This window comes from Aliikangiella coralliicola (genome assembly GCF_007004725.1).
Lineage (GTDB): Bacteria > Pseudomonadota > Gammaproteobacteria > Enterobacterales > Kangiellaceae > Aliikangiella > Aliikangiella coralliicola.
In genome coordinates, this window is the sequence record NZ_ML660168.1 from 128893 (window position 1) to 144497 (window position 15605).

The following is a 15605-nucleotide window of genomic DNA, read 5'->3' on the forward strand; positions in this document are numbered from 1 at the left end:
TGCATTTTCATTTGCCGATCCAGCATTTCCTCTCTAAGATGGAACAACCATTGACTTTCAATCACCAACATCAGGGAAATTCAATATGAAAATGACAACAAAAACCCTGCTCGCCATTTCTTTATTTTCGATTACCTTTTTATCACAGGTTAAAGCCATGGATCGCATTACAGGAAAAAATTTCGCCACGCGCTCAGAAGTCATCGCTAAAAACGGAATGGTGGCAACCAGTCAGCCACTGGCAACCCAGATAGGTCTGGATATTCTCAAAAAAGGCGGAAGTGCGGTTGATGCAGCAATTGCGGCCAATGCAGCGCTAGGCTTAATGGAACCGACCGGAAATGGTATCGGAGGCGATCTCTTTGCTATTGTCTGGGACAACAAATCAAAAAAACTCTACGGATTAAATGCCAGCGGCCGTTCGCCCAAAGGACTCTCTTTCAAGCAGCTACAAACCAAACTGAAAGCGCTCAATCGAGACACTATTCCTCCTTATGGCATGTTGCCCATTTCAGTGCCTGGTACCGTCGACGGCTGGTTTGAGCTACATGACAAATTCGGTAAGCTGTCAATGCAAGACAATCTAAAACCCGCCATAGACTATGCTAACGACGGATTTCCGGTTAGTGAGTTGATTGCCTATTATTGGGATCGGAGCGTTCCTCGACTCTCTCCACAACCCGGTAGTTTTAAGTCAACCTTTACCATTAATGGAAAAGCACCGAAAAAAGGAGAGATTTTTACCAACCCTGAACTGGCCGACACACTGACGAAGATCGGAGCGCAGGGAAGAGATGTATTTTACAAAGGTTCAATAGCCAAAAAAATTGATCGGTTTATGAAAGACAACGGCGGCTATTTAAGATATCGAGATTTTAGTGAGCACACCTCGACCTGGGTTGAGCCACTTTCGGTGAACTACCGTGGTTATGAGGTGTTTGAATTACCGCCCAATGGCCAAGGGATCGCCGCGTTACAAATGCTCAACATGCTAGAGCAATTTGACCTTAAGGGCATGGGCTTTTTAAGTGATGAAACCTTGCACACAATGGTCGAGGCCAAAAAGCTGGTCTTTGAAGACAGAGCCAAGTTCTATGCTGATATGGATTTTAACAAAATCCCGCTTAAAGGGTTACTCTCCAAAAAATACGCTAAAGAACGCGCTAAGCTTATCAATAAAAATGCAACGAACAGAGTGGATAGCGGTAATCCTGCACTTTATCAGGGCGACACTATTTACCTCGCGACAGCCGATAAAGACGGCAATATGGTCTCTCTGATCCAGAGCAACTATCGCGGCATGGGGTCCGGCGTCACGGTTCCAGGGCTAGGGTTTATTTTTCAAGATCGAGGCGAACTTTTCTCTATGGACAAATCACACGCCAATGTTTACGCCCCGGGTAAAAGACCTTTTCACACTATTATCCCGGCTTTTGTGATGAAAGACGGTCAGCCGTTTATGAGCTTTGGACTAATGGGCGGCGCAATGCAACCACAAGGGCACGTACAGATAATTACCAACCTTATCGATTTTGGTATGAATCTTCAGGAAGCTGGCGATGCAACTCGCTGGCAACATTTCGGTTCGACAGAACCAACCCAACAAAATACCACTTATCTAAAAGATGGCGGCACCTTAGCAATTGAATCTGATATCAGTTATCAGACCATTCAGAAGCTATTAGCCCGCGGTCATAAAATACGCTATGACAGAGGGGGTTATGGGGGATACCAGGCCATTATGTATGACGCCAAAAATAAAGTTTACTACGGTGCTTCGGAGTCTCGTAAAGACGGTCAAGCGGCAGGCTATTAGGATAAGTCATATAGTGAGTTTACTTCAGAACTCGAATCGCTACCCAAGTTTGAAATGGAAAACGAACTGGTAGCGATTTTCCGGATGATGGGTCTCAGGTATTTCGAAAACCCATTTTCTAATTGAGCTCAGGGCACAGGACTCAAACAAACCAGGTGGAGAATTATCTAGCGACACCACATTAAAAGCCTGGCCATTTTCATTCAACGAAAATTCGACCTGCACCCACCCTTGCGCATTATACTTGATGGCTTTTGTCGGAAAGCAAGGCTGCTCGACTTTGATTGGCTTCAATCCTTGCTTCACAACCGGTGGTAACGGCCTTGAGGCGTAGCGTTCAACTTTTTCCGTCCAAGACAAGGTTTCAGCACTACTTAAACCGCGAAATTGATCGGTACTCGACTCTTGCAATCGAGATTGCGTGACACAAGAAACCAGTGTGCAAGTTGATAAAACAAATAGTCCGGCTACTCGCGTAAACCTTTTCATGAAAATCCTTATTCGTTCGATGACAACACCAATTATTATATGAAAATTAATTGACTGGCCATTAAAAAACGATGTTCTTCTTCTAAATAAATATTACTGTTGCGATATTTTTCTCTAATGAGATTAATTATGGAGGATAATTCAAAAATATCCATTACAAAATAATGATTATTATCATTATTTTTAAGCGTTCAACCAAAATGTGACAGGGCCATCATTACAAAGACTGACCTTCATATCCGCGCCAAATTCGCCGGTTGACACGGCTGAATATTTTTCTTTAGCCTGAGATACAAAATAGTGGAAGAGAGACTGGCCAACTTGTGGTGGCGCCGCTGTCGAAAAGCTGGGCCGTCTTCCTTTTCGGGTATCTGCGGCCAAGGTAAACTGAGGCACTAATAATATCTCACCACCAATATCCGCAACGCTTAAATTCATTTTATCCTGGTCATCAGAAAAAATTCGGTAGCTGAGCAGCCGTTCTAATAATCGATCGGCATTCTGCTGCTGATCGTTTTTTTCTACGCCAATTAAGGCGAGAATTCCCTGGTTGATTTCGCCGATAATTTGATTTTCAACAACGACGTTGGCGCTAGTTACCCGTTGGATCAGTGCAATCATGAGTGAGAAGTTGGTGCATTTCTTTAGTCGCTTTAACAAGACCATCAATTATTCCAGCTTCACCTGCTGAATGTCCAGCATCTCTAATAACGTGTAGTTCGCAAGCATTCCATTTACTTTGCAAAGTCCAGGCATTTTCTAAGGGACAAATCATATCGTAACGCCCATGGACGATGATGCCTGGGATATCGGCCAGCTTGTCGACATTGTCAACTAACTGGTTTTCTTCTAAGAAACACTGATTAACGAAATAATGAGCACTAATTCTTGCCATTGCGAGCGCCAGATGCGGCGATGTGAATTGTTCAACAATTGCAGGATTGGGCTCTAATGTAGCAGATTTACCTTCCCAACTTCCCCAAGCTTTTGCGGCGGCCATTCGCGCCAACTCATCCTGCCCAGTCAATCGAGAATAAAAGGCTTGAAGTAAATTACTTCGCTCTGATTTAGGTATTGGTTGGATAAACTCTTGCCAATAATCAGGAAAAATTTTACGAGTCCCTTCTGCATACAACCAATCGATATCTTGTTTTCTGCCAAGAAATACCCCGCGTAAGATTAAACCTAAAACATTTTCCGGGTGCTCTTGTGAATAAGCAAGTGCCAGCGTTGATCCCCAGCTTCCCCCCATCACAACCCATTTAGGAATATCGAGATGCTGACGAATAATCTCAAGATCGGCAATCAGCGCCTGAATTGTATTATTCTCTAAACTGGCGTGTGGCTCAGAACGACCGCAGCCTCTTTGATCAAGAAGAATGATTCGATACTTTTCCGGATCGCAAAATCGTCGATGGGAAGAATCACTACCGGCACCAGGCCCACCATGCAAATAAACGATAGGAATGCCGTCTTCTGTGCCGGTCTCTTCTACGTATATCTGATGGCCCTGCCCAACTTCAACTCGGTAAGTTTGATTCGGTTTAATTTCCGGAAAAAGCTTCTGCATTTGCTGTCGTTAGCCCGTAATATATTATCCATTAAGCCTAGCACATAAAGCCCTTAAGTAACGGATTAAATTGAATAATCTGGCGGCACGATGCTTCCAACTCCCTTTTACTTATTATTGTCCTTTTTGTTTTCCGGCTCAGCTTCTTGACTATCTCCGTGACCACCATCACCTTCCAGAATAATAACCACCCCTTTGGGAACGGTTCGTGGTTCCAACCCTTTAACTCGGCGCACAATATCATAAGCGGCTTGTGCACAGTTCTCCTCTTCCCCGATTTTTTTGCACCGCTCAAACTCCAACTGCAATTCTTGAGAAATAGTCGTTTCTTCCGGAGGTGGAACATAACCAAGTAATCCTCTGGCAACATCTAACGGCGAGGAGCTCCCGCAACCGCTCACTACGAACGTCAGGGTTAGAATTATCATTCTTTTATGCATATATTTCCTTAAGTCAGGCTTGAAGCTGTTTTTTAATTTGAGCGCTGCTAATTTGAGCATTGTTAAATTCAAAGGTTCAATTCCCACATTGACATGCAGGCTTATTATGCAAGCTCATATACAGGCTCTTGTGCATAATACATCCATTAACTAAGGCCTCAGTCGCGATAAATAGCGCTAAACATGCGTAGAACTTACCTGGTTAAGTTTAATAATAGCTATATGAAATAGCGAACAATAAAGACAAATATCAAACAGTTTCTAAAATTTTCAAGCTATTTTATCTTAGTCGGTTAATTGAAATCGTTAATTGTATATTGCCACAACAATTTTATTGTATACAATAAAACAAGTTCTATTTTCAATTAATCCGAAAATTACTGGTATCAATCATGAAAAAAATCACTCACTTCATTCTGATAGTCGGTTTATCAATCACGACTGTCGTTGCCGCTAATACCCAGGTTGACAACCAGTCACCTAAAATTGAGCAAGTCCTTTCTCAATCTAAAAAATGTAGTCCTAGCGTTTCAATTCGTTCTCAAAGCCTGACCGACAAACAACAAGAAGATGCCTGTAAAACCTTGTCACAGCAAGAAGTGGCATTTCATCAGTTGTTCAACACCGAGGGAAAACCCGTTAAAAACGACTACAACACAAACATCAGGGTTAATGTATATAGCTCACGTGACGACTATAAAAAATACGCGAGCGCACATTTTAATATCCCAACGGATAATGGCGGTATGTATTTAGAAGGCTTGCCGGAGCAACCTGATAACCAGGCGGAATTTATCACCTATGAGAGAGGAACACAGATATGGAACCTTCGCCATGAACATATCCACTACCTTGATGGGCGATTTAACATTTACGGCGACTTTTGCGCCAGCCTTCATGACTCTCACTCTCCACCAGAATATTGCCCAGAACCAGCGCCACTTTTACCTCACACAGTCTGGTGGTCTGAAGGGGTCGCGGAGTATATTGCAAATGGAGACGACCACGCTGCCGCTTTCAAATCGATTCGAAAAGCTACTCGACGGTATAAATTGAGTGAATTGTTTGATACCAGCTATGAAACTAACGGTGGAACCGCAAGGGTTTATTTTTGGGGTTATATGGCGGTTCGATTCATGATGGAAAACCACCGAGAAAAAATTGAAAAAATGCTGGGCTTCTTAAGAAAAGGCGACTTCTCAAGATACCAAGCACTGACTCGAACCTGGGGAACCGAAATGGATGATGAGTTCGCTCAATGGATTGGAAAACTGACAGAAACCAAAGAAACTCATGCTAAGTGACCTGAGTTCGGGATAAGCAAAATTGGAATCTTGTAGAAAAAGCAAAGCGGCCATCAGAGCCGCTTTGTCATCAAACGATTAACTGTCCTTTGGTGCCCGAGAAGCTCGTTTTCTTTCGCTTTCGGTCAGGAATCTTTTACGAATACGGATGTTACTTGGCGTTACCTCAACTAATTCATCATCATCGATAAACTCTAGCGCTTGCTCAAGGGTCATCAGAATCGGTGGCGTTAACATGATATTTTCATCGGTTCCAGCCGCTCGAATGTTAGTAAGCTGCTTACCTTTTAATGGGTTCACTGTTAAGTCATTATCGCGAGAATGGATCCCAATCACCATTCCCTCGTATACCTCTGCACCATGTCCGATAAATAGTCGGCCTCTTTCCTGGATATTAAACAACGCGTATCCAAGAGATTTTCCAGCTCCGTTTGAAATAAGGACACCATTATGACGCTGTGCTAAGGCACCTTTATGTGCTGGACCGTATTCTTCAAATGAATGATAGATCAAACCAGTTCCTGAAGTTGCAGTCATAAATTCAGTTTGAAATCCAATCAAACCACGTGATGGAATATAAAAATCAATTCTGACACGGCCATTACCGTCCAATTGCATGTCACGCATCTCAGCTTTACGTTCACCAAGTCGCTCCATGATTCCGCCCTGATGCTGTTCCTCAATATCGACGGTCAAGTTTTCGTAGGGTTCCATCAAGACACCGTCGATTTCCCTCATAATGACTTCTGGGCGTGATACCGCCAGCTCATAACCTTCGCGACGCATGGTTTCAATTAAGACAGACAAATGTAGCTCGCCTCGACCCGAGACTCTGAACTTATCTGCGTCATCCATTTGTTCAACCCGAAGTGCAACATTGTGGATCAATTCTTTTTCCAGACGCTCAAGAATTTGGCGTGATGTCAAAAACTTTCCATCTTTGCCCGCAAAAGGCGATGTATTAACCTGGAAAGTCATCGTTACTGTTGGCTCGTCAACTGTCAGTGCTGGTAGCGCTTCAACGTGGTCAGGATCACACAGCGTATCTGAAATTTTTGGTTCACCGATGCCGGTGATCGCAATAATATCTCCAGCGCTAGCCTCTTCTACTTCACTTCTTTCAAGTCCCATATAACCAAGCACTTGACCAATCTTTATCTTTCGCTCTTTACCTTCAGAGTCAATACTGATCAGTTGCTGGTTGCGGCGGATACTACCGCGGGTAATTCGGCCGACACCAATAGCACCAACGTAACTCGAATAATCTAAAGAAGAAATCTGCATTTGTGTCGGTCCATCCATTTCAACTTGGGGATGGTCAACATGCTCAACGACAGCTTCGAACAGTGGTGTCATGTCGCCATCTCGTACGCTATCTTCAGTTGCAGCGTACCCATTGAGTGCTGAAGCATAAATAATTGGGAAATCCAATTGTTCATCGGTGGCACCAAGTTGATCAAACAGGTCAAATACCTGGTCAATTACCCAATCAGGTCTAGCGCCAGGTCGGTCAATTTTGTTCACAACAACTACCGGCTTTAGGCCCTGTGCAAAGGCTTTCTGAGTGACAAAGCGGGTCTGTGGCATTGGTCCGTCAACGGCGTCAACTAATAGCAAAACCGAATCAACCATCGACATGATTCGCTCAACTTCTCCGCCGAAATCGGCGTGTCCGGGGGTATCCACAATGTTGATACGATAATCGTTCCAGCGAATAGCAGTATTTTTCGATAAGATAGTAATGCCGCGCTCTTTTTCCAGATCGTTAGAGTCCATAACTCGTTCGGTAGGCTCTGCGCGCTGATCCAATGTGCCAGACTGCTGTAATAACTTATCAACCAGTGTTGTCTTACCGTGGTCAACGTGCGCGATAATCGCAATATTTCTTAACTTTTCAATCACTGCTAATGTGCCTCAAAAAAACTTCAGTTAACGCCAAAATCCGGAGCGCTTTATAAAGAGGCGCGTATTCTACGCCTAAATGATTAATGAAGCATTGTTTTTGACGTTTTTTTCACCACTTTAAGCTTAATTTACTTGAATTAGGGGTAAAAAATTGAAGTTTGACGTTTTTTCATCCAGAAATAATTAAGCAATCAGTCAGCCCTCTCAAACAATCAACCGATAACGATGACTACATCAGAAAACTAACTACCAATAGGCTTTTAACCTAACAGTTCACAAAAAATTATACACGAATCAACCAAACAAAACCCCAGCCGCATCTCACATGCATCTCAAACCCATCCAAATATCTCTTAGATCTTTTTCGAATCAGAGCACTCCAACTAGTATTTTTATGCTAGTCTTGGCGAAACCATCCAAATTACTGATAGATATGAAAATAGATCTCGACTCAATTCGCGTACTAAGAACCATCGTAGAAAAAGGCAGTTTTGCCGCCGCAGCTAAGACTTTGCACCGCGCACAGTCAGCCATTAGTTACCAGATAAAAAAATTGGAAGAGGCGCTTAACCTCGAAATTTTTGATCGAAGTGAATATCGCGCCGAGTTAACACCAGCCGGGCAAATGATTCTTGAAGAAGGTAACCGGTTATTAACTCAGGCTGAGCATATAGAAGGCCTTGCAGTGCAGTTGAACCAAGAATGGGAGCCGACTTTTGAAGTGGTCATTGATGGTATTTTAGAAATCGACCCTATTATGTCTGCAATGCGTGCACTCTTAGTAGAAGATATTCCCACGAAAATCTCCCTCACTATGGAATACCTCGGCGGTGTACAACACCGGTTTGATAAAAACCAGGCCGATTTAATGTTGGTCAAAGAATACCAGAAATCCACCCAGCTTTTATCTAAAGCGCTACCTGATGTAGAATGCTTACTCTGCGTAGCAGGCAACCACCCGCTAGCCTCACTGGACAGTGTAACCATTGCTCAATTACAGCAACATGTTGAGTTGAGTGTCCATGATTCGAGCGAGCAAGAACTTTATGATGTTGAGCATATGCATTTTGGTGGTGAAAGGATGTTTTTTCTAAGTGACTTCAAAAGTAAAAAGGAAGCACTTCTTCAGGGTATTGGATTTGGCTGGATGCCTCATTACCTGGTAAAACGCGAGCTAAGTGAAGGCAGTTTAAAAGAAGTCAACTATCAACATGGCTCTCGCTTTGCATTTGCCCCTCACTTAGTATGGCGCGCAGAGAAAAAATTAGGGAAAACGGCACAAAGGTTTATTGAACTCTTAACTCATTCTTATCAGGAATATAATAATCGACAATCCTGGGAGGTTGTTAATGCATGAAAACAATAACAAAAATAATTCACAGCACACTCTTAAAATATTCGGCTTACTAGTCGTCACATTTCTGGCGAGCTGCCAATACAATAGGACCACAGATTTTAATACCCAACCTCCTGTCACCAAGACAGGCGAACATCAACAATTTGCACAAATGGTTGAGCGAAGTAACATTCCTCAACTCACGCAAAAAATGACTCAAGGTCAATTAACGGCAGTACAACTCACCCAATTTTTTATTGATCAAATCAAAATGAAAAATGATCAATTAAAAGCCGTTATCACCGTCAACCCAAATGCATTAGACGTTGCAGCCAAACTTGATAAAGAGCGAGAAGCAGGTAATGTTCGTGGTCCACTTCATGGGATCCCAATCCTGGTTAAAGACAATATTGAAACCAGGGAAATGGCAACTACTGCCGGTTCACTCGCATTAAAAAACAACCACACTAAAAGAGATGCTCTAGTAATAGCGAATCTCAGAAAAGCCGGCGCGATAATTTTAGGCAAAACCAATTTAAGTGAATGGGCCAACTTCCGTTCGGAACGATCATCGTCGGGGTGGAGCGCAGTCGGCGGTCAAACTCGAAACCCGCATGATATGGCGCGCTCAGCTTGTGGTTCCAGTTCAGGTTCTGGCGCAGCGGTCGCAGCCAACCTCGCCGTCGCAGCAATTGGCACGGAAACTGACGGCTCGGTGGTTTGTCCTTCTTCAGCCAATGGCATTGTCGGCATAAAACCCACCTTAGGACTCGTCAGCCGAGCTGGAATTGTACCAATCTCACACACTCAAGATACCGCAGGTCCTATGGCGAAAAATGTCATTGATGCCGCGATTTTATTAACTGCGATGCGCGGAAAAGATTCTGCAGATCCAGCGACTCAGTTGGCAGCGCTCAATTTTTCTAAAAATTATCTCCCCGAATCTAACCAGAACTTTCTACAGGGAAAGCGAGTTGGAATTCTTTATTCCAATCTTTTAAATCACGAAGCAATCGCCAAAGTATTTGACAAAGCAAAAACACAATTTAAAAAGCTGGGAGCTGTATTTGTCGACGAACTAAAAGTGGAACCCTATGAAACTTTTGGCAAGGATAGCTACGATGTCTTACTTTATGAATTTAAGCACGACCTCAATCAATACTTCGCAGGTTTACCTGGCGAGCTTAATCAATTGACCCTGGAAAAACTCATTAAATTCAATCGTCAAAATGCAGATAAAGAAATGCTGTTTTTTCAACAAGAAATCTTTGAAAAAGCACAAGAAAAAGGCAACCTCTCAGAAGCAACTTACCAAACCGCTCTTACCAATATTCGTAAAGCCACACGGGAAGATGGCTTAGATAAGTTGTTTAAAACCCATCAACTAGATTTAATTATCACGATAACCGGTGGCCCCGCCTGGTCAATCGACCGGATTAACGGCGATCATTATTCCGGGGGTTATTCCAGCTATTCAGCTATATCCGGCTATCCACACTTGACAGTTCCCATGGGAAAAGTTCATCACATGCCGATAGGGCTATCCTTTATCGGCTTGTCACAAAGTGAGGATCAATTGATTGCTATGGCTAAGACATTCGAGCGAGTTATCGATTACGATCCGAGTAGGCCACCAAAAAATACTGAGTGATTCTCGACCAATATCAATAAGCCGGCACAGTTGTCTTTCATCACTGTCGGCCCCTTGACTCAAATTACACTTGCTTTGGTGCTGTGGCCAACTCTCTTTTCCAACCGAGTTTTTTCTCGATAGAGGCAATCATCATTCCGGCAATATCTTTACCCGTTGCGGTTTCTATACCTTCCAGTCCGGGAGAAGAATTTACTTCAAGTAACAAGGGGCCATTTTTGGAGCGAATTATATCGACACCGGCAATTTTCAAGCCCATAGTTTTAGCAGCCAATGTCGCCAGCTTTCTCTCTTCCGGTGTGATTTTAATGACCGATGCAGTGCCACCTTGATGAATGTTTGCTCTAAACTCGCCTGGCGCAGCTTCTCGTTGAATGGACGCCACTACCTTGCCGTCAATCACAAAACAACGCAAGTCCTTGCCGTCAGCTTCTTTTATAAACTCTTGCACAAGCAGGTTGGCTTTCAACGATTTAAATGCATTGATTACACTTTCGCCGGCCTTACGCGTTTCGGCCAGAACAACACCTCGACCTTGAGTACCTTCCAACAGCTTAACGATTAAAGGAGCCCCACCAACCATATCAATCAAATCAGAAGTATCAATTGGAGAATTAGCAAACCCTGAAGTTGGAATATTAATGCCACTTTTTAACATGAGTTGTAGTGAATAAAGTTTATCTCGTGATTGGGTAATTGCATCAGACCGGTTACAAGCATAAACCCCCATACTTTCAAATTGGCGACTTAAAGCACACCCGTAAAAAGTTAAGCTAGGGCGAATTCGTGTAATTACAGCATCCAGATTATTTAACACTCTACCACCGCGATAATGGACCTCAGGCGATACTGCATCCAACTTCATATAGCATTGTTTAATATTGAAAAACTCAATGTGATGGCCGCGTTGTTGCGCGGCTTCAATAATTCGCTTATTGCTATAAAGGTCCGGGTTACTTGCTAGCAAACCTATTTTCAATCCTCCGCTGTTTTCACCGGGCTCAGAAGGATAATGAACCTCAAGTTCAGTGTCACTTACTTCTCCCAGGCAAAAACTTTCATCAGGATCTACCAATACTCGGCCTTTCATCGCCTCCCGACCTAATAGCATACGATAACCCATTGAGTCTCGATTAGTTAAAGTCACTTCAACTTCCCAATGCTCTCCTCCGCTTCGCAACATGGTCTTAATGACAAAACGTTTTTCAGAAGTGCCGCTGGAGCTTTTTACCCTTCGCCTATCGATAATTTTGGCTTCACATCGCACCACAATACGTCTATTTTGCTGCAATGGATGAATTTCGAAACTGACCCAGGCTTCGCTTTCCTTTTTAAAAGTCTGGATATTAAACGCATGTAAGGAAGAAGTTTTCGCACCAGAGTCAACGCGCGCTTTAATCGCCGGAATTCCAAGCTTTGGAAAAGCACACCATTCTTCACTACCAACAACTATTTTTGAATATTCTTGTTGCATGTTTCATTCTCATTATCAATGTGTTTATGCTGAGCAGATAGCACTGGGCCTCTGTGGATTTGTTCCAATGTACATTAACCTGTTCAGGTTACAGGTGTTCTACTCCATTAAATTCGTTTGGTCAACGATTCTCCCACCTCTGACGGACATGGTCTATACTGTTTAGAACATTATTGCGAGTCCCTATTATAAGTCCTTTAGATACGTGAAAAAAATACTTCAGTATGGCGCTCCACTGTTGTTTTGTGTGGGAAGCCAAGCATTAGCTGAACCGCAAAACAAAGATATTCTTGGTTTGAGCTTGAAAGAGCTGTTGGAAATCAAAGTTTATTCGGTTACTAAGAGCGACTCTCTTATAGACGCGGCGCCTGCATCGGTCACTGTAATCAGCAAAAATGATATCGCTCGCTATGGCTATCAAACAATCGCTGAAGCGTTGCAAACTGTCGCAGGATTTGCCAGCACTGATAACCTGGTCTATTCAGATTTTGGCGTTCGCGGCTCCCATGCAGGAGTAAGAGCGGCCAGCAGAATTATCAAAGTATTGGTCAACGGCCACCCTATTTCATTTCGTTCGTCCGGACAAAATTTCATTGACGATAGCCTTTTTTCTCTCGCTATTGTTGAACGAATCGAAATAATCCGCGGCCCAGCTTCGACACTTTATGGTGCCAACGCCTACCTCGGAGTCGTGAACATTGTTACAACCGACTCTCCTGATTTCGAGCAATACAGAGGCTCCATCAGCTATCAAGATTACCAACTCGCCAAGCAAGAATATCAACTCAACTTATCAGCAACTGGCAAAGGGGATAACTATCAATTTTTACTCGACTTATCCTTTGTCACCAAAGATCGTTCAGGTCTAGAACTCCCTCAAATTTCTCCCGAATCGGCAATGTTTTATGACGGCAATAACAATTTACATGCCACCACACGAAACGATAACTCGAAACCATCCAACTTTTTTTTCACCTGGCAGTATGACTTTTCTGAAGACGCGAATATGAATTTGCAAGCCATGCGTCAAACTGTTAATAGCGATAATGCATTTTCCGATTTAAATCCCTTAAGTGACATTGGTTACAACCGCATTAACATTATTAACCAGCAAATCAGTTTGACTCACGAATTTCAAATGAATAGTCAACACCAACTGCGCACAAAATTTCTTTTTCATCGAGGTGATACCGGCGACGATGATCGCACAGAAATTGGTGCCAATGATTTCTTTTTAAAAAGAAGGAGTGGGTTTGACGCCATCGAGGCACAAGCAGAACTCGTGACCCAATGGGAAAGTTTTGGTCAAACACTTTTCGGCTTTGATCATAATGATGAAGACTTCGATCTGGAAACATTTTACCGGGTAGAACGAGCCACCGGTCAAGTCACCTCATTAACACCACCGGCGACGACAACAATCGATAACACAGGGTTCTATGCCCAGTGGCAATTCCCATTTTCAGAAACCTTAACTTCAATAATTGGTCATCGATTTGACAATAATTCCATCATAAATTCGCAGAGTTCTTCTCGAATTGGTTTGGTGTGGCGCTACCAAGAAAACTTAACTTTCAAATTTCTTGCAGGTAACTCATTCCAATCCCCATCGGCAGAACTACTTTTTCGAGAGGCGGTACAAGCTGGGGACATTATTGGCAACGAGAATCTTCGACCACAAAAAGCGAAAACCTATGAAGTGGTTATGGATTGGAAACCAGATGAAAACTGGTACGCCAATTTGACCATATTTCAAACTGAAGTTGATAACCTGGTGACTTATCGTACTGACTTTACCAACTTGTTTGCCCAAAATAGCACGGAAAGTAAATCGAAAGGATTCGAACTGGAGCTGAAATTTAATCAAAACCAATGGAATGCTTACGCTAATTTAAGTTTTCATGAAATGGAAATTTCTCCCGATCCGAACAACCTGTTTGTACTAGAGCACCGAAAAAACGGCGAAATTTTTCCTGAGGAAATGATTAACTTAGGCACTAGCTATAATTTCGAAAAATATCAAACCGTTGTTTCGCTAGAACACCGGTATGGCTCAGAACGTCCAGCCTCTTCTCAAAACGTTATCATTGCACAGCAATTTTACGAGTTAGATGCCTATCAAGTTTCCAGCTTGTTTATGCGCAAAGATCTCGGTTCGATGCTTAATCATGGAAATGCCAATATCCAGTTTAAAGTTCGCAACTTATTCGACAACAGGTACGTCAATCCCGGCTTTGGCGGGATTGACTTTCCCAGTCTGGGCAGACGTTACCAATTGACCTTTGAGTGGGCATTTTAATGCAAACGAAAATATTTACTATCATTATATTTTGCTACCTGACGATCAACCTAATCGCATGTAGCTCAAGTGATTCAAATCAAAACCAACCACTTCAACCTGACGTTGTTGCCGATCAAATAAAGACTGACGCAATCAATATTGGCAGCATTGCTGCCAGACCTTCAAGAAGAGATGCGATATTATTAGCGGTTAAGCAAATTAACGATAGCGGCGGAGTCCTCAACAAAGAACTTAACGCAGTTACCACGATACGACGCAATGTTACCGACTCAGTTCAATTTGCGTTGGACATGGTTAATGCGGGTATCGAAGTTATTCAGGTATCTGGTTCTTCGCGTTCGACCAGTATCACCGAAACACTCAGCCCTCTTAAAAAACTGATTATTTCGGAGTCAGCCACCTCTCCTTCAATAACCGATTTTATCGACGACGATTATTTGTTTCGCCTAGCTCCTTCAGACATTTACCAAGGTCGAGTTTTAGCTGAACTGGCTGCAAACGCTGGTGCCTCCACAGCAGTTATAGTCATCAATGAGGACGATATTTTCGGTAGTGATCTGGCATTACAGTTCCAACAAAATTTTGAACTACTCGGCGGCTCGGTTATTCAAACAGTCGAAATTCCGTCCACAACTTTAACTGACTTTTCACCGTTCCTGGGAACAATTTATGACCAGCAACCAGATGTAATTATGAACGCAATGTTACTGCCAGAATTTGCGGCCAACCAAATTAACGCCGCGGTACAGATAAATTTTAATGGCTTTTATCTATTCCCCGACACCATTGCTGGTAAACCAGAATTTGTTAATAACCTGGTCGACCTCAGTTTGGTTGAAAATGCCCGTGGCGCTTCATCAGGATTTGGATTAGAAAACAATACTGAATTTCAATTTTTTAAGCAAAGCTTTATCGCTCAATTTAATTTGGAACCACAAACCTTTAATGTCACTGCTTATGACTATGCAATGATAACAGCCCTTGCGATAGAAAAAGCTGGGTATGATAATAATACTGACTCGCCCAATGGAGAGCAGATCCGCAATAGTCTTCGCTCGGTAATGAATCCACCAGGAATCAAACTGGGCCCTAGCGACATTGGGCAAGCACTGTCATTAATTCGGCAAGGGCAAGATGTCGATTATAGCGGGGCTTATTCAGATACCGACTGGGATAATAACGGAGACATTTTTGGAGACGTGGTTTACAATATTTTTCTGTTAGATGCACAGCTCGGAGATTTTATCGTGAGCGGCCAAGTCGTCGTTAATATTCCCGAACCGGCCTCTGTCGTTCCAAACAAAACTGAATATTAAAA

Annotated in this window: 12 protein-coding genes and 1 pseudogene; 6 read left to right on the forward strand and 7 right to left on the reverse strand. The window is 43.0% G+C overall.

Annotated elements, in window-relative coordinates; genetic code table 11:
- Nucleotides 1-85: 85 nt before the first annotated feature.
- The gene (ggt, locus tag FLL46_RS19650; protein ID WP_142933060.1) at nt 86-1816 is read left to right on the forward strand and encodes a gamma-glutamyltransferase; all 1731 of its coding nucleotides are present in this window, start codon (nt 86-88) and stop codon (nt 1814-1816) included.
- 39 nt (nt 1817-1855) lie between these two features.
- Here ggt and FLL46_RS19655 read toward each other — a convergent pair whose 3' ends face one another.
- The 4 genes from FLL46_RS19655 to FLL46_RS19670 form a co-directional block, all read right to left on the reverse strand.
- A complete protein-coding gene (locus tag FLL46_RS19655; protein ID WP_142933061.1) occupies nt 1856-2305 on the reverse strand; it encodes an energy transducer TonB in 450 nt (149 codons plus the stop codon).
- 183 nt (nt 2306-2488) lie between these two features.
- Nucleotides 2489-2926, reverse strand: a complete 438-nt coding sequence (gene dtd / locus FLL46_RS19660; protein ID WP_142933062.1) for a D-aminoacyl-tRNA deacylase — start codon at nt 2924-2926, stop codon at nt 2489-2491.
- Entirely contained in the window at nt 2898-3875 is a 978-nt protein-coding gene (pip, locus tag FLL46_RS19665; RefSeq protein ID WP_142933063.1) for a prolyl aminopeptidase, read from the reverse strand. The genes dtd and pip overlap by 29 nt, the downstream gene beginning before the upstream one ends.
- 107 nt (nt 3876-3982) lie before the next feature.
- Nucleotides 3983-4315 (reverse strand): hypothetical protein, encoded by a 333-nt coding sequence (locus FLL46_RS19670; protein ID WP_142933064.1) that lies wholly within the window; start codon nt 4313-4315, stop codon nt 3983-3985.
- Nucleotides 4316-4707: 392 nt separating this feature from the next.
- On the opposite strand from FLL46_RS19670, the gene FLL46_RS19675 reads away from it, so the two are divergent.
- A complete protein-coding gene (locus FLL46_RS19675; RefSeq protein WP_142933065.1) occupies nt 4708-5619 on the forward strand; it encodes a collagenase in 912 nt (303 codons plus the stop codon).
- A 78-nt stretch (nt 5620-5697) separates the two neighbouring features.
- Here the strand turns inward: FLL46_RS19675 and typA are convergent, their stop codons facing one another.
- Nucleotides 5698-7521 carry a translational GTPase TypA gene (gene typA / locus FLL46_RS19680; protein WP_142933066.1) on the reverse strand — a complete coding sequence of 608 codons (1824 nt, stop codon included), beginning with the start codon at nt 7519-7521 and terminating at the stop codon, nt 5698-5700.
- Between the two features lie 436 nt (nt 7522-7957).
- Here typA and FLL46_RS19685 point away from each other — a divergent pair, with 436 nt between their 5' ends.
- Complete coding sequence (locus FLL46_RS19685) at nt 7958-8881, forward strand: LysR family transcriptional regulator (protein ID WP_142933067.1); 924 nt, start codon at nt 7958-7960, stop codon at nt 8879-8881.
- Nucleotides 8874-10511 (forward strand): amidase, encoded by a 1638-nt coding sequence (locus FLL46_RS19690; protein ID WP_142933068.1) that lies wholly within the window; start codon nt 8874-8876, stop codon nt 10509-10511. The genes FLL46_RS19685 and FLL46_RS19690 overlap by 8 nt, the downstream gene beginning before the upstream one ends.
- Nucleotides 10512-10575: 64 nt before the next feature.
- On the opposite strand, the gene rimK is transcribed toward FLL46_RS19690, so the two are convergent.
- Together rimK and FLL46_RS27450 are read right to left on the reverse strand one after the other, a co-directional pair.
- Nucleotides 10576-11490 (reverse strand): 30S ribosomal protein S6--L-glutamate ligase, encoded by a 915-nt coding sequence (rimK, locus tag FLL46_RS27445; RefSeq protein WP_210418772.1) that lies wholly within the window; start codon nt 11488-11490, stop codon nt 10576-10578.
- A gap of 84 nt (nt 11491-11574) precedes the next feature.
- Nucleotides 11575-11985 (reverse strand): annotated as a pseudogene (locus FLL46_RS27450) (ATP-dependent zinc protease family protein); the annotation flags it as partial.
- 205 nt (nt 11986-12190) lie between these two features.
- On the opposite strand from FLL46_RS27450, the gene FLL46_RS19700 reads away from it, so the two are divergent.
- Both FLL46_RS19700 and FLL46_RS19705 read left to right on the forward strand, forming a co-directional pair.
- On the forward strand, nt 12191-14284 hold the full coding sequence (locus FLL46_RS19700; protein ID WP_142933070.1) for a TonB-dependent receptor plug domain-containing protein: 2094 nt from the start codon (nt 12191-12193) through the stop codon (nt 14282-14284).
- On the forward strand, nt 14284-15603 hold the full coding sequence (locus FLL46_RS19705; RefSeq protein ID WP_142933071.1) for an ABC transporter substrate-binding protein: 1320 nt from the start codon (nt 14284-14286) through the stop codon (nt 15601-15603). Before FLL46_RS19700 ends, FLL46_RS19705 begins: the two co-directional genes overlap by 1 nt.
- The last annotated feature ends 2 nt before the right edge of the window (nt 15604-15605 follow it).

Coding starts and splice junctions, on each gene's coding strand:
- ggt (WP_142933060.1), top strand. CDS start 86: ATGAAAATGACAACAAAAACCCTGCTCGCCATTTCTTTATTTTCGATT.
- FLL46_RS19655 (WP_142933061.1), bottom strand. CDS start 2,305: ATGAAAAGGTTTACGCGAGTAGCCGGACTATTTGTTTTATCAACTTGC.
- dtd (WP_142933062.1), bottom strand. CDS start 2,926: ATGATTGCACTGATCCAACGGGTAACTAGCGCCAACGTCGTTGTTGAA.
- pip (WP_142933063.1), bottom strand. CDS start 3,875: ATGCAGAAGCTTTTTCCGGAAATTAAACCGAATCAAACTTACCGAGTT.
- FLL46_RS19670 (WP_142933064.1), bottom strand. CDS start 4,315: ATGCATAAAAGAATGATAATTCTAACCCTGACGTTCGTAGTGAGCGGT.
- FLL46_RS19675 (WP_142933065.1), top strand. CDS start 4,708: ATGAAAAAAATCACTCACTTCATTCTGATAGTCGGTTTATCAATCACG.
- FLL46_RS19685 (WP_142933067.1), top strand. CDS start 7,958: ATGAAAATAGATCTCGACTCAATTCGCGTACTAAGAACCATCGTAGAA.
- FLL46_RS19690 (WP_142933068.1), top strand. CDS start 8,874: ATGCATGAAAACAATAACAAAAATAATTCACAGCACACTCTTAAAATA.
- FLL46_RS19705 (WP_142933071.1), top strand. CDS start 14,284: ATGCAAACGAAAATATTTACTATCATTATATTTTGCTACCTGACGATC.